At 40.2% G+C, this 24,747-nt stretch carries 20 protein-coding genes; 3 read left to right on the plus strand and 17 right to left on the minus strand.

Annotation, left to right across the window (positions count from 1 at the left end; translation table 11 throughout):
• Positions 1-141 precede the first annotated feature (141 nt).
• Positions 142-1,440 (minus strand): methyl-accepting chemotaxis protein, encoded by a 1,299-nt coding sequence (locus I6F54_RS09805; protein WP_165726424.1) that lies wholly within the window; start codon positions 1,438-1,440, stop codon positions 142-144.
• A gap of 360 nt (positions 1,441-1,800) precedes the next feature.
• Here I6F54_RS09805 and I6F54_RS09810 point away from each other — a divergent pair, with 360 nt between their 5' ends.
• Positions 1,801-3,006, plus strand: a complete 1,206-nt coding sequence (locus I6F54_RS09810; RefSeq protein ID WP_165729015.1) for an MFS transporter — start codon at positions 1,801-1,803, stop codon at positions 3,004-3,006.
• 73 nt (positions 3,007-3,079) lie between these two features.
• On the opposite strand, the gene I6F54_RS09815 is transcribed toward I6F54_RS09810, so the two are convergent.
• The 4 genes from I6F54_RS09815 to I6F54_RS09830 form a co-directional block, all read right to left on the minus strand.
• The gene (locus I6F54_RS09815) at positions 3,080-4,126 is read right to left on the minus strand and encodes an NAD(P)-dependent alcohol dehydrogenase (protein ID WP_197141169.1); all 1,047 of its coding nucleotides are present in this window, start codon (positions 4,124-4,126) and stop codon (positions 3,080-3,082) included.
• A 139-nt stretch (positions 4,127-4,265) separates the two neighbouring features.
• Positions 4,266-4,979: a DUF1499 domain-containing protein gene (locus I6F54_RS09820; protein ID WP_197141171.1), complete on the minus strand. Its 714-nt coding sequence runs from the start codon at positions 4,977-4,979 to the stop codon at positions 4,266-4,268.
• A gap of 108 nt (positions 4,980-5,087) precedes the next feature.
• Positions 5,088-6,428 carry a DUF1501 domain-containing protein gene (locus I6F54_RS09825; RefSeq protein WP_197141173.1) on the minus strand — a complete coding sequence of 447 codons (1,341 nt, stop codon included), beginning with the start codon at positions 6,426-6,428 and terminating at the stop codon, positions 5,088-5,090.
• Between the two features lie 9 nt (positions 6,429-6,437).
• Positions 6,438-8,345 carry a DUF1800 domain-containing protein gene (locus I6F54_RS09830; protein WP_197141175.1) on the minus strand — a complete coding sequence of 636 codons (1,908 nt, stop codon included), beginning with the start codon at positions 8,343-8,345 and terminating at the stop codon, positions 6,438-6,440.
• Positions 8,346-8,515: 170 nt separating this feature from the next.
• Between I6F54_RS09830 and I6F54_RS09835 the strand changes: the two genes are divergently transcribed.
• Positions 8,516-8,731 carry a hypothetical protein gene (locus tag I6F54_RS09835; protein WP_197141177.1) on the plus strand — a complete coding sequence of 72 codons (216 nt, stop codon included), beginning with the start codon at positions 8,516-8,518 and terminating at the stop codon, positions 8,729-8,731.
• Positions 8,732-8,780: 49 nt separating this feature from the next.
• Here I6F54_RS09835 and I6F54_RS20465 read toward each other — a convergent pair whose 3' ends face one another.
• From I6F54_RS20465 to I6F54_RS09860, 5 genes are all read right to left on the minus strand, one after another.
• Complete coding sequence (locus I6F54_RS20465; protein WP_331460644.1) at positions 8,781-10,196, minus strand: diguanylate cyclase domain-containing protein; 1,416 nt, start codon at positions 10,194-10,196, stop codon at positions 8,781-8,783.
• A gap of 547 nt (positions 10,197-10,743) precedes the next feature.
• Positions 10,744-11,088: a DUF6694 family lipoprotein gene (locus I6F54_RS09845; RefSeq protein ID WP_007581228.1), complete on the minus strand. Its 345-nt coding sequence runs from the start codon at positions 11,086-11,088 to the stop codon at positions 10,744-10,746.
• A gap of 40 nt (positions 11,089-11,128) precedes the next feature.
• A complete protein-coding gene (locus I6F54_RS09850; RefSeq protein WP_197141179.1) occupies positions 11,129-11,593 on the minus strand; it encodes a nuclear transport factor 2 family protein in 465 nt (154 codons plus the stop codon).
• A 95-nt stretch (positions 11,594-11,688) separates the two neighbouring features.
• Positions 11,689-14,115, minus strand: a complete 2,427-nt coding sequence (gene hrpB, locus I6F54_RS09855) for an ATP-dependent helicase HrpB (protein ID WP_197141181.1) — start codon at positions 14,113-14,115, stop codon at positions 11,689-11,691.
• An 83-nt stretch (positions 14,116-14,198) separates the two neighbouring features.
• A complete protein-coding gene (locus I6F54_RS09860) occupies positions 14,199-14,612 on the minus strand; it encodes a group II truncated hemoglobin (RefSeq protein WP_197141183.1) in 414 nt (137 codons plus the stop codon).
• 280 nt (positions 14,613-14,892) lie between these two features.
• On the opposite strand from I6F54_RS09860, the gene I6F54_RS09865 reads away from it, so the two are divergent.
• Positions 14,893-15,090, plus strand: a complete 198-nt coding sequence (locus I6F54_RS09865; RefSeq protein WP_007581220.1) for a CsbD family protein — start codon at positions 14,893-14,895, stop codon at positions 15,088-15,090.
• A gap of 68 nt (positions 15,091-15,158) precedes the next feature.
• On the opposite strand, the gene I6F54_RS09870 is transcribed toward I6F54_RS09865, so the two are convergent.
• From I6F54_RS09870 to I6F54_RS09900, 7 genes are all read right to left on the minus strand, one after another.
• The gene (locus tag I6F54_RS09870) at positions 15,159-17,420 is read right to left on the minus strand and encodes a xanthine dehydrogenase family protein molybdopterin-binding subunit (protein WP_197141185.1); all 2,262 of its coding nucleotides are present in this window, start codon (positions 17,418-17,420) and stop codon (positions 15,159-15,161) included.
• Positions 17,417-17,914, minus strand: a complete 498-nt coding sequence (locus I6F54_RS09875) for a (2Fe-2S)-binding protein (RefSeq protein WP_165721286.1) — start codon at positions 17,912-17,914, stop codon at positions 17,417-17,419. The genes I6F54_RS09870 and I6F54_RS09875 overlap by 4 nt, the downstream gene beginning before the upstream one ends.
• 187 nt (positions 17,915-18,101) lie before the next feature.
• The gene (locus I6F54_RS09880; RefSeq protein WP_197141187.1) at positions 18,102-18,857 is read right to left on the minus strand and encodes a hypothetical protein; all 756 of its coding nucleotides are present in this window, start codon (positions 18,855-18,857) and stop codon (positions 18,102-18,104) included.
• A 126-nt stretch (positions 18,858-18,983) separates the two neighbouring features.
• Entirely contained in the window at positions 18,984-19,772 is a 789-nt protein-coding gene (locus I6F54_RS09885) for a DUF3800 domain-containing protein (protein WP_165728500.1), read from the minus strand.
• 254 nt (positions 19,773-20,026) lie between these two features.
• Positions 20,027-22,657: a methionine synthase gene (gene metH / locus I6F54_RS09890; protein ID WP_197141195.1), complete on the minus strand. Its 2,631-nt coding sequence runs from the start codon at positions 22,655-22,657 to the stop codon at positions 20,027-20,029.
• A 9-nt stretch (positions 22,658-22,666) separates the two neighbouring features.
• Positions 22,667-23,740, minus strand: coding sequence for a homocysteine S-methyltransferase family protein (locus I6F54_RS09895; protein WP_101163016.1), 1,074 nt, complete (start codon positions 23,738-23,740; stop codon positions 22,667-22,669).
• The gene (locus tag I6F54_RS09900) at positions 23,730-24,677 is read right to left on the minus strand and encodes a homoserine O-succinyltransferase (RefSeq protein WP_197141197.1); all 948 of its coding nucleotides are present in this window, start codon (positions 24,675-24,677) and stop codon (positions 23,730-23,732) included. The genes I6F54_RS09895 and I6F54_RS09900 overlap by 11 nt, the downstream gene beginning before the upstream one ends.
• Positions 24,678-24,747: the final 70 nt, after the last annotated feature.

Below are 24,747 nucleotides of genomic sequence, written 5' to 3' on the forward strand. Positions count from 1 at the left end.
CACTGTAATAATTGGCGTAATTATAGTGTGAGTTGTAAAAGCAAAAGCGCGACATATTGTCGCACTTTATCAATTTAAAATGTTGTTAGGTGTGTTTGAGCACATAAGAAGGCAGCTTTAAACATAGGAACATGCAATTAACTAAGTATTTAACTTAGCTACCGTTTGAGAAACAATATCGGCTCCACGTTCAATCTCTTTAATGACCTCAGACACATTAGCAATAAGCTCTCTTCCTTGTTTTGATGAGTCTGAAACTGACGTTATTTGCTTTGATATATCATTAGTGAGCTCTTGGTTATTTTTAACAACACTTGCTATTTCATTAGTAGAGCGACTAGTGCTGGCTGCAAGCTGCCTTACTTCATCAGCTACTACAGCAAAACCTCGACCATAATCACCAGCACGCGCTGCTTCTATTGCGGCATTAAGTGCCAGTAAATTAGTTTGATCCGCAATGCTGCTAATTGTCGAAACAATGGAGCCTATGACCGCAGACTGTTCATTAAGATTTTTTATTAAATCTACCGATTTAAGTACTTGGCTTACAATGGCGTCGGAGTTCGCTATAGAGCTTTGTAGTATTTCAGAGCCTTTTTTAGCGGTTGTAGCAGTAGCTACCGCCGATTCATGTGCTATTGCAGCGGCTTCTGTCACTGCACTGTTATTGTTAATTCGATCGGTAATATTTGATGCAAACTTAATTATTTTAATTACATTACCTTTGCTATCTAAAATTGGATTATAAGTTGCTTCTAACCAAATTTCTGAACCGTCGGCGGCAATACGTTTAAATTTTCCTGACTTAAACTGCCCCTGCGCTAATTCACTCCAAAAGCGTGGGTTTTTCTCATAAAACAATTTAGTACAAAACATTTTATGATGCTTGCCTACAATGTCTTTTAAGCTATAACCTATTGTTGCTAAAAAGTTTTGGTTCGCCTTTAAAATATTACCCTCTGGGGTAAACTCTATTGTAGCCAAGGCTTTGTCGAGTGCATTTGCAATAGCTTCTTGCGCTTTTCTTTGTATGTAACTGTTTGTAATATCAGAGGCTATTTTAATAACTTTGGTGACTACGCCGCGCTCTTCTACAGGAAAGTAAGTTGCCTCAAGCCAAAGCTTATCGCCATTAGCTTTGTACCTTAAAAACGAGCCTGCTTTAGAATTCCCTGCTTTCAATGCTTGCCAAAATTGACTATATTCGTTTGACTTTGCATATTCAGGTTCGCAAAACATACGATGATGCTTACCAATTATTTTCTCTTTGCTATACCCAATCGTTTTTAAAAACAACTGGTTTGCGTCTAATATTATTCCATCAGGTGTAAACTCTATATAAGCAACGTGCTTATTAATTGCCGATAAAATAGATTGTTTTTGAATTAATTGAAGCTCCATTTCTTCAATTTTTGCGTTTCTTTTAGAAATACCAAACATATAAAAACCTTAAGGAGTAAATTAGTACAAAAATTAGCAAATTAATGTGATATCAATATGTAGCTGTACTGTAAATATAAGCTTTAAATAACCTTTCGGCTAATATTTAATATCTTATATATATATGCTTTATAAATAGTTTTTTTATTTTATAAATGTTAAGTAGTATTTTCTTCTAATTAACATTTTAAAAACCTAATAAAACCACTAATTTATGCATGACTCTGTACTTTTTTTAACTTAAAATAGCGCCCTCACAGACTACCCTCTCACACCAAAATTTAAGCATACACATAATATGTCCTATTCAAGATCTATTGTGCAGTTTCATTTTTAAAATTAAACCTTAAGGGATCATCTATGACATCAGATGTAACGTCGGCATCTAGTCAACTTAACAGAACCGCTATTTTACTCGTATTAGCGCTAGGCACATTTATTTTAGGATTATCTGAGTTTTCGATGATGCCTATGCTGCCACTAATTAGCGAAACATTTGGCTCAACGCCATCACAAAGTGGCTATGCAATTAGTGCTTACGCCATTGGTGTTGTAGTGGGTGCCCCTATTTTAATGCTTACCACTGCTAATATGAGAAAGCGCAAAGCATTGCTCATATTTATAAGCTTAATGTTTGTCTCAAACGGATTAAGCGCGATGGCAACGTCGCTTGAGCAACTTGTAATATTTAGATTTTTAAGTGGCTTACCTCATGGTGCATATTTTGGCGCGGCTATTTTATTAGCATCGGATATTGCCCCAAAAGGTAAGCGTGCTAGCTTTATGTCTAAGGTGTTTATGGGTTTAACTGTGGCCACTATTGTTGGTGTGCCTGTTGTAACACTTGTGGGTCAAAACCTTAGTTGGCGGTACTGTTTAGCCGGCGCTGCAGTGCTTGCATTTATTGCTTTTATTTTTGTTTACAAAGTAGTTCCAAATATAGATAACGCTAAGCCTTCTAACTTACTAAACGAGTTTGGCGTACTTAAAAACAAACTGGTTTGGTCTATTTTGGGTATTGTAATTATTGGCTTTGGCGGGGTGTTTTGTATTTATACTTACATTGCCGACACCATCTTAGTAGTAACAAAAACAGCGCCTTATACTATTTCTATTGCTATGGTGATGTTTGGTATTGGTTGTACACTCGGTAACTATGTACTGGGTAAAGCTGCCGATAAATCTGCAATTAAAACCACTGGCCTTGCGCTTGTATGCACCATTGTATTTGCTTTTGCTTATGTAACAGCAAGCCATAATATTTGGATGCTTTATGCTGTCATCTTTTTTATTGGCTGTAGTGTGGGTTTGGCAACACTTATTCAAACGCTATTAATGGATGTTGCTCCAGAAGGTCACGCTATGATCGGTGCTCTTGTACAGTGCGCATTTAATACCGCAAATGCTATAGGCCCGTGGGTCGGCGGAATTGCAATAGCGCAAGGTGCTGCACCTAATCAAACAGGTTACGTAGCAGCTGCATTATTTTTAGGTGGTTTGGGTATGTGGCTACTAAGTTACTTACAACTAAACAAACAGCAACCAACAGCGCAAACCGCTGGTTAATCTATACTTTAAATAGTAAATACAAAAAGAGCCGCTAACTAGCGGCTCTATTATTTTTAATTTACCTAGTAAATTAAGCGCTTAACGACGCCATATCAATAACAAAACGATATCGTACGTCAGATTTTTCCATACGCTCGTATGCAGTGTTAATTTCGTCAATGTTGATCATTTCGCACTCTGGTAGCACGTTATTTTCACCACAAAAGTCGAGCATTTGCTGTGTTTCTGCAATACCACCAATAAGTGAGCCTGCAATACGACGGCGACCCATTAATAATGGTACCGTGCTTAGCTCATCTACAGGGCCAACTTGGCCTACAATAACTAAAGTACCATCCACATCAAGTAGTGGTGTGTAAATAGATAAATCATGTTTTACAGGTACCGTATCTATAATGACGTCAAAGGCAGATTGCGAGTCTTTCATTTCGTCATCATTAGATGACACTAAGTAGTGCTGAGCACCCAATTTAACCGCATCATCTTTTTTAGACTCACTACGGCCAATTACCGTAACGCTTGCGCCCATTGCAACTGCATTTTTAACGGCCATATGGCCAAGTCCGCCTAGACCAACAACACCAACACGGCTGCCTTTTTTTACGCCCCATTTATGAAGTGGCGAGTAAGTAGTAATACCTGCACAAAGTAGCGGTGCTACGCGAGAAAGGTCTAAATTTTCTGGTACGGAAAGTACGAATTCTTCGCGTACAACAACATGTTTAGAATACCCACCTTGGGTCATTTCACCACTAATGCGGTCTTTGCCTGCGTAAGTACCAATCATACCTTCGCGGCAAAATTGCTCTTCATCGTTATCACATTGATCGCAGCTTTGGCACGAATCAACCATACAACCAACAGCAACCGTGTCGCCTTGCTTGTATTTTTTAACGTCGCTACCTACCGACATAACTTTACCAACAATTTCATGCCCAGGTACTAATGGGTAGTCACTGCCACCCCAATCATTTCGTACGGCGTGTAAATCTGAATGGCACACACCACAGTATAAAATTTCAATTTCTACATCGTTATTTCGTAAATCGCGGCGCTCAAAAGAAAATTCTGTCAGCTCAGAACCTTGGCTTTTTGCTGCATATCCTACTGTTTTCATAATAACTCCATAGTGGTTAAAAATTTAAATTTTAATAACCCTAACGCAGTTGTCGTGAATACAAACTGACGCTAAAAACAAAAAAGCCCAACAATGTTGGGCTTTAATACGCTAATAACCTAATACAGGTTAAGTCGTTTTATTTTTCAAGTAAGGTGTTTAGTTCATTAATAATTGAATGAATGCGCTCTGCATTTTTTCCTAAATCACTACGCCCTACTCGCGACTTACTACGAATATCAACAAAACGTTGGCTGCCTTCATCTTTAATACGAATTACCACATCGTCTTTAAAACCAAACCACGTTGTTGTATCGGTAGCTTCCACAATACCTGTAGCCGTATTTGCACTTACCACTGCAAAGCCAAGATTTTTAACTGCTTGTTCGCTTGCTGTCATTAAATCGGCTTTAGATTGTGCAAAGCTTAACGTTACCAGCTCAGGGTATGCTTTGCGTTGCTGTACTGCCGTTTCTTCACCCGCGTATTCTACTGGGTTAGATGCATTTGCACGCAGTGGTGCAATTGCTACAAATTTTGGTGGATTAACTAAATCAGTTGAAATGTCATGAATTGCCGGTACACCTTCAGCCTTGTTCATCATATTAAGTGGCATAGCAATAGCCACAACCGAAAATACAAGTGCAATAACACCACTGCTTAGCGTTAACGTTTTACGCATAAATAACGCTTGTACTATAAGTAGCACCAATGCAGCGCCACCAGCATAAACGCCAAATTTAAACCCCGTAAACGCAACACCTAATTCTACAATACCAAATTTATACAAAGGCCCTGGCAGTATTACAAGTAAAAAAGCGATTAAACTAACTAAGCTCACTAAAACTTTCATTTTATGATTCCTATATTGTGTGTGATTTTTATTATTAAAACAGATAAGCACTATTAACCAGTAGCTTATACTACTAACAAGTGCTTTTAGATTACTATTAGCGACTAATTACACAAAAAAGTCCAATGTTGTGTGATCAAAGTTACTCAAGTTTGGAAAAATATCAACAAGCTCAGAGCTTGGCACACCAAACCACTGAGCCAATGTGGCAAAGTACTGCTCATTTGCAACACTTGGAATTAAACGCCCGCCACCGGTATCTTGTGGGCCATCCAAATGTTGAGTTAGTAGCTCGCCATATATATTGCCGCCTTTTACTGCGCCGCCCATTACTATTTGGTTTCCTGCCCAACCATGATCAGTGCCATCGCCATTTGAGGTCAACGTGCGACCAAAATCAGACATAGTAAACGCAGTCACTTTATCTGCCATATCAAGCTCTTTCATCGCGCTATCAAATTCACTTAACCCTTGAGCTAACGTATTTAATAAAGCAGGGTGCGTTGTTAATTGGTTATCGTGCGTATCATACCCCCCCATAGAAACAAAAAACACTTGGCGCTGAGTGCTCAATTTTGCCTGTACGCTAATTGTTTTAGCTACTGCTGCAAATTGCTCACTAAGGCTATTATCGCTAAATGGGGTAATAAGTGCAGGCGCGCTTTCTAACGCGCTGTTCATTGCTTGAGTGTTATTTATCGCACTTGTTAAGCCATTGGCATAAGCTGTACTTAACGGATGGCTCGTATTGCCTAGTAAGCGGTTCATAATAGAAGTTACGTGCTCGCTACGAGGTTGATACCCTCCAAACGCGTTAATACTACTAATGCCACTTTTGTTAAGCGCAAATGCATTGCTAGCACTTCCCGTTTGCCATAAATTAGTACCGTCGAGTGATATGTTAGCCGCAAATTCATCCTGTAATTCTAAGCGTTCTAAAAGCCGTGCACCCCAGCCACTATTAAGTGATTGTTTTTCTCGACCATACATCCATGCAGCTTGCTGATCGTTATGCGAGAACAAATGCTTAGGCAAACCTATTGTTTTATTTTTATAGTCACTCAATGTTGTGGGAGCGAGTAAAGTACCTACCCCACCTATAAATGCTAAATTTTGAGATTCAAACACATTTTGTATAGGTTCAAGTGAAGGATGAATACCGACTCCACCGGCAAACTGGCTTTTAATACTTAACTCAAGTGGGCTCTCTACCGCTAGGTTCTGCCTACTTTGCTCGTAAACACTACGTTGCTCGCCTTCAAGCGGAACTAGCATATTTAACGAATCATTCCCTCCATATAAATACACACACACTAATGCTTTGTAATCACCTAGCTCAACGGCATTAGTCGCTCCAGTTAATGCTTGTAATTGCAGGCTCGTTAACGCGGCAGCCGATACGCTGCCTTTTACACATAACGACAAAAACTCTCTTCTATTAATGCTCATTATGCGTTCCTAATACTGCACGTTAAATTCAGGTGAAATAGCAATCATATATAATAAATACGAAACCCGTTCACGGTATTGCTCTTCATTAAAATAGGCATCTAAATCAAGTAACGCTTGGCGCGTGTCACTGCTCATTGCGCCTGCAAAATATAACGTGTTGTACTGAGCTAGTAGCGCGCTAACACCGTTTTTCTCTAAAACATTCATGTCGTCTTGAACATAAATATAAATACTATTTGAATTTAAATCACTGCGCGCTTCTGCGGTACTCCATACTAAGCTTGCGTAAAGCGCGTTCATGGTGCCAATCAGTGTTGCGTCGTTTGCTATTTGTAATTCTGGTGCAACAATACCTTCATTTCGCAAAGCTGCGGTTTGATAATCAGGCCTAAAAAAGTTAAATACCGAAGCCGACTGCATGGGTCCTTGTCCGTAGCTATTTATTAAATTCCATGTTTTATAATAACCCGCTGGCGATTTAGCATCGAGATTTCGCCAAAACTGTACAGTTTTTAAAATAGGCTCTTTAATTTTACCTTGGTAATTAAGCACTGAGCCAAAATGCCGCGCTTCATCATCTAAATAAATAGCCTTTACTACCGCAGCTAAATCGCCGCGTACACCAGCACCGTTATCAATAAATACACTAGCTACTCGTTCAACATATTGCGGTGTTGGGTTTGAGGTAATTAATCGCTGAATAAGCTGCTTGCTAATAAACGGCGCAACATTTTGATGGTTAAATAAATTATCGAGGGCTATTTGCAATGACTCTTCTGCTGCATAACCTTGTGGTATAACCTCACCGTTTAGTAAGGTTTTTTGTTTACTAGAGTGGTACTCATCAAACGCTTGCATTGGATTAATATAATCGCGACTTTTACGCTTAAAAGTTTCGCTGCTTGCAAACGTCCAACCTGTAAATACGCGTGCAAAACCCTCTATTTCTGATTGCCCGTAAGTGGCAATGGTATTACCTTGGGCATCAAGCTTGGCACTACCATCTAGGTTTAGCTCTTCAAGGCCAATAGTAAATAATTGCATTACTTCACGTGCGTAATTTTCGTCTGGGCGAATATTGAGTGCATCATCGGCTTTCTCATTCCCTAAGTGACTTAAATAAGTCCCCATTATTGGCGAAAGCGTTACATCTTCAAGTAGTTCACGATAGTTACCAAAAGCATGCTTTAGTAATAAATCGTAATAAGTGATCATGCCCTCAGGTTGGCCTCTTAACGCGCTGTTTTCATCCGACACTACTAGTATTTCACTTAACGCAAACGCAACTCGTTGACGAAGTTGATCGTCGCTTTGCATTACTGCTTTCCACCATGCGTCAATACGGCTTATGTATTTAAAGTCGTCATCGTCATTTAGCTTTACTAAATAATTACGGTGATAATTAATAGGTAGCGCTATTTGTTTATCAAGCCATTGCTGCTCGCTTAACCCTTGTGCGTTTTGTATTTCACTAAGCTTAGGTCCCATTGTTGCTTGATGCAAAAGCCTTGCTGCGCTAACCTCATCCATATTATTACGCGCTGTGAAACTCAGTGTTTTTGCATTACTTGCGCCTTCGTTATCGGTTGCTGTCACCGTAAACGTATAATCAACAGGCTTGTAACTTTGTGCCTCGGGAATGGTTAACGTCGCACTTGTTGACTCTAAAGGCTCGCTAAGCACTGTTATGCCAGTAGTTTGTTGCCATACAACAGATTCAATAGTGCCGTCTTTATCGCTGGCTGTTGCTATTAGTTCAACTGTTTGGCCTTTACTTAGGTCGCTGGGAATATCAGCTACTGACAAAATGGGGATTTTATTTCCGTTAACGGTTGGCGTATCATCTGAGCCTGAACCACCACAAGCGCTTAGTATAAAAACCGAGCTTGCGATCAGAGCAAATTTATAATGCATGTAAAGTCGTCATCATTTGTTAATTAAGGTACGTTAGTGTGTACCGAGTTTGATGCATTTATTGAAACACAAAATTTACAATTTAACTCTTTATTTTTTGTAACCGAATCATGAACGCCCCATTAATAATGCACTAGCTGCAGGGGTAAACAGCCAGAGCTTTATTATTTATGAAAACAGAAATTCGCTATCGTTTTGAATCTTCACAAGTTGCTAACCGGTTTTTACACGAGCTAAAAAACTGGCCAGTAAACGATGTGAAAACGCGGCTTTTTAATGGCGGCGACAGTGTAAAAGTAACATACGAATACGACGAAAGTGGTTTTGATTACACTTGCGCCGAACTTGACGACCTAGCACAGAGCCATGGCGGGAAAGAGGTTTAAGCGTTTTATAATAAAAAACAGCTGATGCATCTTTAATAATTCACTTGAATTATATAGATTTGATTGATGTTTTATCTCTACCTGAGTTTTTCGCTTCGTAAAGCATTATGTCAGCTTCTTTAATTAGTGATTGCATAGACACATTATTACTACTTAAGGTTTCTTTTGTAGCAAATACACACCCAGCACTAATTGTTAAATATTCACGTACAGGCGACGCTTCATGAGGTAGATTTAATTCCCTAACCGCCAAAAGCAATTGCTGAGATATATCTACAAACTCTTCATAAGAAAGCTGTTTAAAGAATAATATGAACTCTTCGCCGCCATAGCGCGCCACTGTACCTGTGTTTTGCTTAGCTACTTGCTTTAGCTTTTGGGCAAGAGCTTGTAAAACGTTGTCTCCGCCTTGGTGACCATAAAAATCGTTATAATTTTTGAAATGGTCTACATCAAGTAATATTATTCCAAAGGCATTTTTTTGCTGTTGAGCCTGTTCCCATTGCGCCACAATAATTTCGTCAAAGGCACGCCTGTTGTAAATTTGGGTTAACCCATCAATTTTACTTATTTTTTCAAGCTTAAAATTTTGATCTTTAACTTGTTTAATTAATGCATTAAACCCGCTAATTAAAACGCGCATTTCTAAAAATTTATTACTGAATCTCAGAGGCTGTAAATCGTTTTTAACCAACATTGAATTGATAGCGGACGCACCGTTAATAAGTGGTTCAATAAAGTAACGATTTACAATATAGAAACTCAAAAGTGACATTACAAAAAACATTAACAAAATAAGTTTTAAATAGTGATCAAATAAAACTGGCAGTGTTTGATGGTGGTGCTTAATGTTCAAAGCAATAAGTGGATTACCGTTTATATCTAGAATCACCCTTTTCCTTTGAGTGGCAATGTCCTCTCCTTGGAGGCTCCCTTTAAGCGTCGCAATATCGTTTAAAGAACTAGCCTGTTCTATTTGTAAGTAGCTAAGCTCCACTTGTGCAATCTCAGCTAAGGACTTGATCAACGACGGTCTTACTTTTTTTATAAAAACAATACTACCAACAGGCTCACCTGTTTTATCTGTTCGCTTTATTACATGCGATGCAAACATGACAGGGCCGTCCGCTGTTTGCAAAAAACCAGAATGGCTTAAACTGTTGTCGTCTTCAGAGGCTTTTGAATTAGGAATAATTACGCGGTTTAATTTATTAACCTGTAAATCTAAATCAGGCGCATCAAACTCAGTATGTTTAATATAATCATACGCTTGCCCGTAAACCATATTAAAATTTATATCGTAAATAAACACACCATCAATTTTGAGAGAGTTGAAGGTGTCACCTACAAAGTTTGAATCTACATATTCTACGTCAAAATCAGCCATGTAATTATAGGTATCATCCCATACGGCGTAGTCATAATTGAGTGTTTCTAAAAATATAAACTCTCTATCAAGCGCAATTTTAAGACTTAATAATTCACGATTTTAATAATCTTCAATACTAGTGTTTATGGTCGGCAGGCTAAAGAAATAGCGGTACCCTACTAATAAACTTGTTACAAAGCACATTAAAATCAAAGTACCTATTATTACAAAAAATCTTAATGTCATAGTCTCTATCTAATCGTGTAAAATTAAGTCAAAGTAGCTTACATTTTTATATTTTAGACTCCCTGTACCTAAATAATAAATAATTAGCTTCTTACTAAAGCGTAGTATAAATTCATGAGCAGGAATAAACAAAGTTTACTATTAAATTTTATAGCGTTAAAACTTTAGCCCTTTCAATAATATATTTAATATAGACATAAAATTATACCAATTCGCTTAATTAAGTGGTCTATTTTGAGGGCGGAAAAACGTGTTGATAGCTAGGCAAAAAATTCGCTATTTAGTTGTTCTAAATGAGAATTTTTTAACGCAGGTAGCGACACGTTTAACCCCGCAAAATGATTAAGTATTATTGCGGATTGGTATTACACATTTAAAGTAGTACAAAAAGCTGAAATTATTCCACTACAGAAAATTCAACTTTTGATGGAGACGAACTCGCAAGCTCCAGTACTTCGTAATAATTTAAACCATCTATTTTTTTGCCAATAATAAAGTAATTCATTTCCCCCATCATGGTCGGGTCGCCCATAATATCGTCTAAGCTTTGCACGTCAGAAAATTGAATTGCGATTAAAGCGCCTAAGAAACGCATGGAATCTTGAGGCTTTAATGCTTTTAAAACTTTATTAACTCCCACTTGAGTTGTCTCTGGTGTGGAGCCATCAAATCTAAAATCATTTTTTGTGCTAACGCATGCACTAAGCATTAATATTGATAATGCGATAAGTAAATGTTTCATATATATCCTTATTTGTTTTATTAGTTATTCGTTTATTCGTTTATTCGTGATATTTGCGGATCATCGCCACTTTGCCGTTTTCAATTTCAATCACTTCCATCATTGTGGAGGTGTACTCTATTGGCTGCTTATTTTGCGGATGAATACCTTTTACATAGTTTTTATAACGAATAGCAAAGCCTGTATCGTTAAACACAAATGTATTAAGCAGTGTGCTTTCAAACAATGTGTGCGCACCTAAGTAAAAACTCATACCTTTGCGCATTTGCTTTTTACCATCTAGAGTACGTGAGTCATCCGGTTGATACGGAATATGCTGATTGCCAATATCATCGGTTAACAATACAAGGTAAGCCTCAAGCTCTTTAGCACCTGCGTTAGGTGCTTGTGTGGCGGTCATTGTTTTATAGTACTGCTGCGCAAACGCATTTAAGTCGAGTGGCTTTTCAGCATAAGCCGAAAAAGCAGTTACTAGAGCCAAACCTAACGTTAAAAGTAGCTTCATCACTTATTCCCTGTAGTTAAAAATATTGATTCATTTATAGGAACACTATATTAATATGTTCAACAATAAAACAAATAGTTTTAAGTAACTAACACCTACATTTTGCTCTTTACTCTGTTGGTTGCAACGCTGTTGGCAGGGTCGTCTGGCCAAAAATGCTTAGGGTAACGACCTTTCATTTCCTTTTGCACATCGCGGTAACTGCTAGCCCAAAAGTGTGCTAAATCTTGAGTAAGTTGCAGTGAGCGTTTACCTGGCGATAGCAACTCCATAAGCAGTGGCAGTTTACCGTTGGCAAGCATAGGCGTACTGGTCAAGCCGTAAACTTCTTGCATACGCACGCTTAGCTTTGCGGGGCCATCAAGCTGGTATTCTATTTTTATATTTGAGCCACTTGGCACCGTTAAGCGCAGTGGTAACAGTGCTTTTAAAGCGGTTTGTTGTTGCCAATCAAAACAGTTTTGTAATGCTTCAAAGTAGTTAAACTTTTTAAGCTGCGTGAGCGTTTTAATATCTTCTAAAAACACGCCTAGCCACTGCGCTGCATTTTGAATGAGTTGTTGCTCATTTATTTGTGGAAATTTATCGGGTAATAACTTACTTGTTAAGCTCATGCGTATCAATAATTGCTGCGCATCAGGTTGCTCGTTAAATAATGCAAAACCGTGTTTAGCAAATAAGTTTAGCCACGCTTTAGCGCGCTCGCTCTTATCTAGTTTTTGTTTACTAGGCTGGCTGCTGAGCGTTATAGCCCCGAGCTTTACTTCATCTTGATGAATAAAACGTGCTGATTTTTCGTCAAACTCACAGCGAGTAAGTTCACTAAATAAATGCGGTAAAAATTCTTGTAACTCAAATGGGTTAAGCGCGGTGGCTGAAAATATACGCCCTCCTTTGTGCCCGCCCATGGTTGCTATAGCTAAGTAATCGTCGTTGTGCCAGTAATCGGCATTTAACTCAGCACCTGCACCATTGGCAAGTAGGTAACCATTACCGCGTTTTTTAGCGATGCGATCGGGGTACGCCAATGCCACTAGCAAACTAATATAATGCGTATTTAATTCGCTGTTTTCGTCTTTTACTTTTAAGCGGCTTTGCCAATATTTTAACTGTTGTTTAAATACCGGATGCGGACGTTGCTGTTGGCTATGCAACGCTAAACTCAACTCGTTTGCACTGTTTACTCGGCTCTCAAGTAATGCCACTAAATAAATAGCGAGCCTAAAAATACCAGGGAGTTGGTCATCAAGTATTTGTGCTTTTAGTAGCATATGCGCCAAACGAATATCAGCACCAAAACCTAACATTTTACTGCCAAGCGGTGTGAGCTTACCCTTGCTATCAATAGCTTCTAGCATGTTGAGCAGGTTACTTGCTTGCTCGCATTGTTGCTCAGTAGGCTTATCAAGTAGGGTTAGCTCATCAATACTGGCTCCCCACTGCTTTGCCTCAAGCATAAGTTGGCTTATGTCTGATATGAGTATTTCGGGATTGTCGTGGCTATTACGTCGCTCAAAGGTTTGCTTAGAGCCCAGCCTATATACAATGCCCGGCTCTATTCGCCCTGCACGCCCTGCACGCTGCACAGCTGAGGAGCGCGATATACTTTGTGTTGTGAGCTCTGTAACCCCTGTTTTTAAATTAAAGGTCGCTGCACGGCGCTTGCCGCTGTCAATTACAATGCGTATGCCTTCAATAGTTAAACTGGTTTCGGCTACATTGGTGGTAAGCACGACTTTGCGCATACCGTTTGGTGCAGGAGCAATAGCGGCTTGCTGATTGGCTTTATCTTGCTCGCCAAATAGCGTTGCTACAGTGCAGTTACTGGGTAAATCGCTAAGTGCTTGCTGCACCCGTAGTATTTCAAATTGCCCGGGTAAAAATACCAATGCACTGCCTGTTTGCTCATTAAGCGCTTGTTTTATTATGCTAGGAATTGCATCAAGCCAGCGGCTTTCATCTTTTATGGGTATGTAGACTTCGTCTATTGGGTAACTGCGACCGCTCGATTGAATTACAGGGCAATCAAAAAACGCAGTGTAACGCTCAGTATCTAGCGTTGCCGACATAAGCATGATGGTTAAGTCTTCACGCAGTGCACTTTGGGTCTCGAGCGCAAAGGCAAGTGAGGTATCGGCTGCAATTGAACGTTCATGAAATTCATCAAATATAAGTAAATCTATATCGCTTAATTCGGGGTCGTTTTGCAGCATGCGTGTAAGCATGCCTTCGGTTACTATTTCAAGGCGCGTATTAGCGCTGACTTTACTCTCGCCCCTAATCCGCAAACCTACACTTTGCCCAACACTCTCGTTTTGGCACTTTGCTAAGTAACTGGCAATATTGCGTGCGGCTAAACGGCGTGGCTCTAGCATTACAATGCGTTTAAAATGCCCGTCGCGCATAAGTTGTAGTGGTAACCACGTAGACTTACCAGCACCAGGCGGCGCTTGTAATAACGTAATAGGATTACTTTGTAATGTAGTAACGAGTTGTTGATATATGTCTTGAACCGGCAGCACAGCTATTTACCCTAAATTGCTTTGCAGGCATTGTAACAAAAAACCAAAGCCTAGCTGCGGTTGATATTTATTAATAATTGCTATTAGCTACCCGACACCATTCTAATTCGATCTGCAGGCACTCGTAATTGATCCATTAAGTAAATTTTAAATGAGGCTTCGTAAGGTTGCTCATCAACCGCTTTTTGCATGCATAAAAGCCATGCATTACTTTGCTCAATTCCTACATGTAAATGTTTATGCGCTTGAGGAATGTTAATACTGCCAAAATGTTCAGCGTATAATTTAGGACCACCTAACCAGCCCGACAAAAAGTAAGCGAGCTTTTTACGTGATGCTGATAAATCTTTTGAATGCATACTCCTTATATTTTCAGCCTCTTTTAAAGCGTCCATATTATCGTAAAACGCATTCACCAATTGTGTAATACCTGCTAACTCACCTGCCATTTTGTATGAGCAGTCATCCACTCCGTATTCACACGTTTTTGTATTCATAACTCACTCAGGTTAACTACTTTGTTTAATACCTGCATATTAGCTTAAAACAAAAATTTAAGAATGAGTTACATCAAAGCGGCGTAACTTATGTCAGCAATAATTACAGGCTGCTATGTATATTTTTTAATAAATAGCGCAATATTAAAAACAAAATCGCTCAACATAAAAATATAACCAACTGATAATAAAAACAATAAAACCATTATTATTCATTGGTACAAGGCTTGCTACTTTATAACTGACAGTTAATTCACTAACCTAAAGTAAGGATAAACTTATGAACAGCGATCGTATCGAAGGTAATTGGAAAGAACTTAAAGGTAAGGCTCAACAAAAATGGGGCGATCTTACCAACGACGATTTAGATAAAATTGAAGGTAGCCGTACAGAGCTAGTTGGTAAAATCCAGCAGCAATACGGTAAATCTAAAGAAGAAGCAGAGCGTGAAGTTGATGAGTTTGAAAAAGGTCGTTAAACCGCGTTAACCGCTTTTAAAAAAACCGCCATTTGGCGGTTTTTTTGTTTAAGCTGTAGGTTATTTAGCTACGCTTTTAATTGGTTACCAATCGGTAACTGCCTAATACGCTTTCCGCACGCTGCAAAAATAGCATTACATAATGCTGGCGCATAAACCGGTGTAGATGGCTCGCCTACCCCTGCTGGTGGTGCATCGCTTTGTACAATTTCAACTTCAATCTCAAGAGGTGCGTCGCTCATACGCGGTACGCGATAATCATGAAAATTACTTTGCTGTACGCGCCCTTTATCAAAGGTAATACCATCGCTGATTGCAGTTGTAATACCGTAAATAGAGCCACCTTGGGTTTGGTTTTTAACAGTGTCGGTGTTTACAACCGTACCCGCATCAATGGCAACCCAAGATTTAATTACTTTTAAATCGCCAGCATCCGACACTTCTACTTCAACTACCGTAGCTACGTAAGTTAGAAAGCTTCTGTGTGCTGCTATGCCTAAACCTCGACCTTTAGGAAGCTCTCGCCCCCATTTACTCATGTCAGCCACTTTTTCAATAATATGGCGCAGTCTGCCAATATCTAAAGGGTAAACTGCTTTATCGCCGCCATAATTATCGTATGTGGCATTTTGCTCAGTTACATCAACAATGCGACTCGGACCTATAGTGTCTAGTAAATAGTCTTTTTGGTCGCGACCGGCTTTGTGCGCAGCTTCGCCAATAAATGACTGAATAGCAAAGGCATGAAAAATATTTGATACAGAGCGCATCCAACCAATTCGTGCTTTGGCTTGCGCATCACCGTTTTCTAACTTCATATTAGGTGTGTTAATAGGGTTATCGGTAAATCCTAAGCGCAGTTCAAAGCTTCCTGGCGTAGTCGCCCCTTCTGAAAAGGTAGAGGTAATTGGTGAAAACGCGGTGCGGTGTAAATAAGATTCTATAGCGCCATTTTTATCTAGCGATGCTTCAATGTGCTGAGCCGAAACTGCATGGTAAAAACCATGTTGTATGTCGTCTTCACGCGTCCACTGCACACGAATAGGCTTGCCTACTTTCATTGAAAGGTAAGCTGCTTCTGCTGAAAAGTCAGGTTTTGACTTACGCCCAAAACCGCCTCCTAACATGGTAACGTGAACATTAATTTTGCTCTCATCCATGCTAAGCATTGCCGCCACTGTTTTCATATCGGCTTGTGGATTTTGCGTAGCAGCCCATATATCAACACTGTCTTTGTTGTACATCGCTGTTGCACAAGGCGGCTCCATTGGTGCTTGAGCAAGATGCGGCGCGTAATAATCAGCTACGAGTTTATTGCTCGACTTACCCAACACGCCCATGGCATCGCCTTTATCACGTATGTTTGCCTGTGGAGTTTGTACCGTTTGTAATAATGACTTTTTAAATTCTTTTGAATTGTAATCGCCATTTTTGCCATCATCCCACACGACTTTTAATGCTTTACGCCCTTGCCATGCAGCCCATGTGTTTTTAGCTATAATCGCAATGCCACCTTTTGGCTGAAACTGCGGTGCGCCTTTTGGTGCAGGTATTTCAATAACATCTATAACGCCGTTTATCGCTTTTGTAGCACTGGCATCAAACGACTTAACAACACCGCCTACTACCGGCGGGCGTTCAATTATAGCCACCAGCGCTTGTGGTTCGCGTACATCGGCTGCAAATATAGCTTTACCTGTTACTAAATCGGCTAAATCTATGTGTGCCATGCCGGTATTAATGTAGCGCCATTCTTTGCGTGTTTTAAGCGTTAGTTTGTCAGCTTCTGGTGGCGTTATTGTAAGCGCTAAGTCGATTAAATCTTTATAAGTAAGCGATTTACCTGAGCTGTGTGTAACAACGTGTTGATTAGCAGTACAGGTTTGTGGATCAACTTTCCAAAACTTAGCGGCAGCATGCTGCATCATGTAACGTACACTTGCGCCCATTTCACGCAGGCGCTGCATGTTGTAGCGAATACTGCGCGAGCCATCGGTATTTTGATCGCCGTATTTAGGGTCGCCCTTACCCTGAATAACAATAACCTTATCCCACGCGGCTTCCATTTCATCGGCAACTATTTGTGCAATCGCGGTGCGAATTTGCTGACCCATTTCAGAGCGATGACAGGTTATTTCAACCATGCCGTCTGGGCGCAGTGCAATAAATAAGTTTGCGCGTTTTGCCAGCTCAGATGGCTGCTCTAACACGCCAGCAAATGCTCTTGGCGCACTGCCAACAAAATAAGTACCCAGCACTAGCGCACCTAGGGCACTAGTTTTTAAAAACTTACGGCGGGTTAAATCAAAGTATTTGTTATCTTGGTTCATACTTCTTCCCCTTGTTCATTTGGGTCGAAATACTGAACACTCGCCATTGTTTTAGCAGCTGATTTAATTGCTTTATGAATACGCGGGTATGTACCACAACGGCAAATATTTCCCGACATATTACTTACTATTTCATCATCGGTAGGGTTTGGATTGGCAGCTAATAAGCTTGCAGCTTGCATCATTTGGCCGCACTGGCAAAAACCACACTGCGGTACTTTATGCTCAACCCATGCTTGTTGTACTGGATGGTCGCCCTGCTCGCTTAACCCTTCAATTGTTGTAATTGAAAGACCCGCTACTGCCGCTACAGGTAATACACACGAGCGCTGAGCTACCCCATCAATATGCACAGTACACGCACCGCACTGAGCCATACCACAGCCAAATTTAGGGCCGGTTAAATTCAATTCGTCTCGGAGATACCATAATACTGGCGTTGACGGATCGCCAGAAAACTCATGTTTATTACCATTAATGGTAAGCGTGATCATACTAAACTCCTTGGCAAAGCGCTTTACAGGAGGGTTCCTTGTTGCGCGAGAACTATTTTTAATTACTTACTATTTTATACTTACTACTTTTAGCCTACCACTTAGATCTATTTTATAAAAATACTAATTATTAGAACGTTTTACTGTTAAAAACAGATCTACATTATCAAGCATACTAAAACATACATTAATGAGTGCTTATAACATCTTCAAATAGTAATCGCTCATCGTCTTTATAAACTTCAAGCCAACCTGGTGGTGATGTATCGTAGCCAATAATGGTTACTTGTAGCACATAACTATAGCGACCATTTTTAAACGTATAGTGATGATTCCCGCCGCTACCCTCAAATGTAATATCGCCGTTTAGTAAAACCATATCAGGCTTATCACTTGGCTTTTTATTAATACCCCACGATGCATACCGATAATTATGCCCCCCTAAATCATCAACACGAATATGGTAGTTAGCCGTTTTCCAATCAAGTACTGGTTTTTCAAAAGTGTTGATACTTGCGTGCAAGGATTGCTTATCGTGTTCGATTAAGCTTTTAGCAAGTGCCTGCTCTTTAGTATTTTGTGTATTTACAGCAATAATTTTACCGTCAGTATCAACCCACATAACGCCGTTATTTAGCATAATGCCGCGCCAACCAACTTTATCCCAATCGGTATTAATGTTTGAGGCGGCAATAACTTTGGCGAGTTCATCGTCAAACACTTCATCAAAGCGGTTAATAAACTCAGCTTCATTTTTAATGTCAGGTATGGGGTACTGTCGTTTTAGCGGGTAGCTAATAAGTGCAGCAATCGCAGTTTTATCATGCGTTTTAAAAGCAGCAATAACAGGTAAAACGCTCTCGTGATATTTTTGCTCAAGCGCAAATGTGCTAGATGTGAAAAGTAGAGATAAGCAAAGGAATATGTAATTTAGATACTTCATTGATAGTCCTTCAATTAAAGTCATTGAAAATGAAAGATTTGAGCCCTTTTGTTATTAAGTACGAAATGAAACAGAAGCGAGTAAAATTACAAAGTTCTCCCTAAGTACAGTTCGTTTAAAACCTTATTAAGAGCCTGTTATAACTTCATATTCTGCTCTGCTAACATTTGGTACTGCAAAATTGGGAACTATATCTCTAGTGTCTGGTATAGCTCTAGTTTCTATTGGAAAATGCCAAATGTTAAACATATTATTTGGTCTAGTATCGTAGGCTAATTGATCCCAACCTAAAATTGAAGCCATTCGAAAAGTGGCTAGTTTTTTTGCCATTTGCATATCAGATTTGGGGTTGAAATATAAAAGATAACCAGTATTAACTGCCCCAGTTAGTATATCAACAGCCTGTAAACCCCAATGGAGCTTAGAGTCCTGCATAGATACAAGCTCAATTTTTGAAGATGTTGGTAATTTAGCAAGCATATGATTAGTAATAATTTGAATTACTTCATCTTGTTTAGGATATTTTGTACTTTTCTGGTCTATATATACTTTAAAGTTAGCGTTTAAACCTTTACTACTTTGATTTAGAAGTTGATTATACGTTGTGTAAAAAGCCGCTTCTTCATCTCTATGCCATTTTTGATAAGGCGCTTTTGATACCGCAATGGCATGGAAAGTACACGGGCTACTTAGTACAAACTTTAAGATATTTAAGCATAAATTAATCTGTCCTGAGCTTTTTCTTATTTTTTCCCATTTTATCTCACCTCGAATCCCACTCGATTTATAAATTTGTTCAATTTTAAAATTGAATTCATCTAAATATCCACTTGGAACATTTAAGATACCGATAGTATAACAAGGTGATCCTTTTGAAATTCCACTTTCATCAGCAAATGATACTACATCGTTCACTTCATTCTCCTTATCTATAAGCATTAAATAGCCTATTATGTTCCACTTTTGGAGGAGTTATAACATCCCAAAAATGCTTATATTCGTTTGTTTAATAATTTCACTAAATAAACTTTTTGTAAATATATGATTATTTGGATAAGAACAGGTCTTTATTATTTTTCACCAGAACAATATTTATTAATGTCGTGTGACAAAAACAAAAAAGCGAGCTTAATTAAGCTCGCTTTTGTTTTAACGGACAGCTGTTCTATTTACTCCGGATCATACCCCAAGTTAGGCGATAGCCATCTTTCTGCCTCTGCGAGCGTCATATTAGTTCGTTTAGCGTAGTCTTCTACTTGATCGCGTTGTACCGCTGCTACTGCGTAGTACTTAGCTTCTGGGTGTGAAAAGTACCAACCTGAAACAGCAGCACCTGGCCACATGGCGTATGAGCTGGTTAACTGCATGCCAATGCGTTTTTCGGTGTCGAGCAACTGCCAAATTTTCTTTTTCTCGGTGTGCTCTGGGCACGCAGGGTAACCTGGCGCTGGGCGAATACCTTGGTAGTTTTCGCGTATTAGCTCATCGTTTGCTAGGTTTTCGTCTGGTGCAAAACCCCAATACTCTTTACGTACTTTTTCGTGTAGGTATTCTGCAAACGCTTCTGCGAGTCTGTCGGCAACCGCTTTAATCATTATTTTGTTGTAGTCGTCTTGCTGTGCGTCAAACGCATTTGCTAAGTCGTCCTCTTCTAAACCGCCTGTTACTGCAAACGCGCCAAAATAGTCTGGTGTGCCTTTGGGTGCTATGTAGTCGGCTAGGCAGTAGTTAGCAAAGTCGGTTTTTTCGGTTTGCTGACGTAAATGGCATGAAGTAGTTAACAGCGTTTTGCGTGTTTCGTCGGTGTATATTTCTATGTCGTCCCCAACGCGGTTAGCAGGGAATAAACCTATTACGCCAAGTGGTTGCAAACTGCCGGCTTTTTCAAGGTCGTCTAACATGTCGTTAGCGTCTTTAAATAAGCTTTGCGCTTGCTCGCCTACGACTTCATCGGTCATTATGCGCGGGTATTTACCGGCGATTGACCACGTCATAAAGTATGGCGTCCAATCTATGTATTTACGCAAAGTAGCGATTGATACGTTTTTAAACTCGATCACGCCAAGCTTTTTAGGCACTGGTGGCGTGTAGTTATCCCAATCGAGTTGTGCTGCGTTATCGCGTGCGCGCTGGATTGTAACAGGCTTAGAACGTGGTTTTTTACGCGCTTGTTGCTCGCGTACTTTTACATACTCGGCTTTTGTTTTTTCTAAAAAGGCAGGTTTTAGCTCTTTAGATAACAAGCTTGATACCACACCTACTGCACGGCTGGCGTTACTTACGTACACTACGCCCTTGTCGTACTGTGGCTCAATTTTAACGGCAGTATGCGCTTTAGAAGTAGTAGCGCCACCAATCATTAATGGGAGCTCAAAGCCACGGCGTTTCATTTCTTTTGCTACGTGCACCATTTCGTCAAGCGATGGGGTAATTAAGCCCGACAACCCAATAATATCGGCTTTTTCATCGATTGCGGTTTGCAGTATTTTATCGGCAGGTACCATTACACCTAAATCGATTACTTCATAGTTATTACATTGCAGTACAACACCCACAATATTTTTACCTATGTCGTGTACGTCACCTTTTACGGTCGCCATCACTATTTTACCGTTAGTTGAGCCTTCTTCTTTTTCAAGCTCAATGTAGGGGTCTAGGTAGGCTACGGCTCGCTTCATTACGCGCGCCGATTTAACAACTTGTGGTAAAAACATTTTTCCTGCGCCAAATAAGTCGCCTACTACGTTCATGCCGTCCATTAACGGCCCTTCAATTACGTGAATAGGTTTAGCTGCTGCGGCGCGGCATTCTTCGGTATCTTCATCTATAAAGGTAGTAATACCTTTAACAAGCGCGTGCTCAAGGCGTTTTGCAACAGGCCATGTGCGCCACTCTAAATCTTCTACTCGCTCGGCTTGCGCCATACCCGAGTATTTTGGTGCAAGCTCTACTAAACGCTCGCCTGCGCCTGAGTCGGTGTTAAGTATTACGTCTGTAACGGCTTTGCGTAACTCTTCTGGTATGTCGTCGTAAACGGCTAGTTGCCCTGCATTTACAATACCCATATCCATACCAGCTTGAATAGCGTGATATAAAAACACCGAGTGAATAGCTTCACGTACGGGGTTATTACCCCTAAACGAAAACGATACATTTGATACACCGCCCGACACTTTACAGTGCGGCAAATTTTGCTTAATACGGCGAGTGCCTTCAATAAATTCTACGGCGTAGTTATCGTGCTCTTCAATACCGGTGGCTACGGCAAATATATTAGGGTCGAATATAATATCTTCTGGCGCAAAGCCAATGTCTTCTACCAATATTTTATAACTGCGCGCACATATTGCGAACTTACGGTCTGCCGTGTCGGCTTGCCCGTCGGTATCAAACGCCATTACAACAGCGGCTGCACCAAAGCGTTTTATTATTTTAGCTTGGCGAATAAACGGCTCTTCACCCTCTTTTAGCGATATTGAGTTAACAATTGCCTTGCCTTGAATACACTTTAAGCCTGCTTCTATTACTTCCCATTTTGAGGAGTCGACCATAATTGGTACGCGAGAAATATCAGGCTCTGAGGCTATTAAGTTTAAAAACTTAACCATGGCGGCTTTTGAGTCCAACATGGCTTCGTCCATGTTTATATCAATAACCTGTGCGCCATTTTCTACTTGTTCGCGTGCCACTGTTAGCGCGGCTTCAAAGTCTTCTTCCATGATTAAACGTTTAAACATGGCAGAACCCGTTACATTGGTACGTTCGCCGACATTAGTAAATACTGCTATTTGTTGGGTCATGCTGGCTCCTTAATTTAAGTTACAGGCTTCAAGGCCTGATAAACGCATGCGTACTTCAAGCTCTGGTAGCTGGCGTGGTTTAACGCCCGCTAAACCTTTTGCAAAAGCGCGAATATGCGCAGGCGTGGTGCCACAGCATCCGCCTACTATATTAATAAAGCCCGATTTACCCCAATCGATAATTTCGGTTGCCATATCGCCCGCTTCTAAGTCGTATTCACCAAACTCATTTGGTAAGCCCGCATTAGGATGTACCGATGTAAAGGTTTCGCACACGCGCGATAACTCTTCTACATACTGGCGCAGTAAATCAGGACCAAGCGCACAGTTTAAACCAATTGAAATAGGCTTAATATGGCGAATAGAATTATAAAATGCTTCGGTTGTTTGCCCCGAAAGCGTACGACCAGAGGCGTCGGTAATAGTACCCGAAATCATAACTGGTAATTTACGTCCTGCTTGCTCAAAGGCTTCTTCTACGCCAAACGAGGCGGCTTTTGCGTTAAGGGTATCGAATATAGTTTCGATTAGTATTAAATCGGCGCCGCCTTCCATTAATGCAAGTGTTGATTCAATATACGCAGTAACCAGCTTGTCAAAGGTGACATTTCGGTAACCCGGATCGTTTACGTCTGGCGAAATTGAACACGTTTTAGATGTCGGCCCTAAAACACCGGCTACATAACGTGGTTTTTCTGGCGTTTTAGCCGTAAATTCATCACAAATGGCGCGTGCTAATTTAGCCGACTCTAGGTTTATTTCACGACTTAGGCTTGCCATGTCGTAATCTTCCATCGAAATAGTGGTCGAGTTAAACGTATTGGTTTCGATAATATCGGCGCCCGCTGATAAAAAACCACGATGAATATCAGTGATTAAATTAGGCTTGGTTAGGCTTAATAAATCGTTATTACCTTTAATTAATACATGCCAGTCTTTAAAACGCTCTCCGCGATAGTCTTCTTCTTCTAGCTTATGATCTTGGATCATGGTGCCCATAGCGCCATCTAAAATTAAAATGCGTTCTTTTAATGCGGCGCTTATTTCGGCTTGCTTATTATTTGTAGGAGCGTTATTCGGCATAGTTGTTAGTCCTCACGTCTTGGCTAACTAAATTAATATCATACGGTGTGGTTTGGTACACGTAGTAATTTAACCAGTTCGAAAAAAGTAAAAAAGCATGGCTTTGCCACGTTTTTGAAGGTTGTTTGGTTGCATCGTCATCCGGAAAATAATTTTCGGGTTTTGGTGCATTAGGGCTTTTTTTACAATCGCGGTCGTATTCTGCTTTTAGCGAGTTGGCGTCATACTCAGGGTGACCGGTTATAAACACTTGGCTACCCGATTTATTTTTAAGTAAGTAAGCCCCTACTCGCTCAGAACCTGCCAGTACAACTAGCTCATCGCAGGCGTTTATTTTATTTATATCAATGTGACCATAGCGTGAGTGCGGTACTAAAAAGGTGTCGTCGAACCCGCGAGTCAGTGCGCCGTGATCAAAGTAACATTGGTGAGTAAATACGCCACACAGTTTGTCGTCTTTTAAATCGCGCTTTAAATTGTAACGATGGTATAGCGCTGCATGTGCTGCCCAGCACGAAAATAACGTAGAGGTAACGTGTTGCTCAGCCCAATCAATAATGACCTTTAGCTCATCCCAATACGCTACATCGTCGTATTCTAAATGCGCAAGTGGCGCGCCAGTTACTATTAATGCGTCGTAATTGTTGTCTTTAACCTCAGAAAAATAACGATAAAAGGTATCAAGGTGCTCTTCTGAGTTGCTACTACTGCGGTGAGTGTCGAGGCGCAGCAGCTCTACGTTTACTTGCAAAGGCGAGTTGGCAAGCAAGCGGATAAACTGAACTTCGGTTTCTACTTTATTAGGCATTAAGTTTAAAATAGCCAAACGCATTGGGCGTATTTCTTGCGTTTTTGCACGTGTTTTAGGCATTACAAATACGTTTTCTTGACGTAAACGTGCAATTGCCGGCAACTCGTCTTTTACTGTAATTGGCATACTTTACTCCTGCTCATAAAAACCGAAGCTTAATTATGAACTGAAAGTAAAAAATATCAACCTCTAGATG

This window comes from Pseudoalteromonas sp. SWXJZ10B (genome assembly GCF_015864475.1).
Taxonomy (GTDB): Bacteria; Pseudomonadota; Gammaproteobacteria; order Enterobacterales; family Alteromonadaceae; genus Pseudoalteromonas; species Pseudoalteromonas arctica.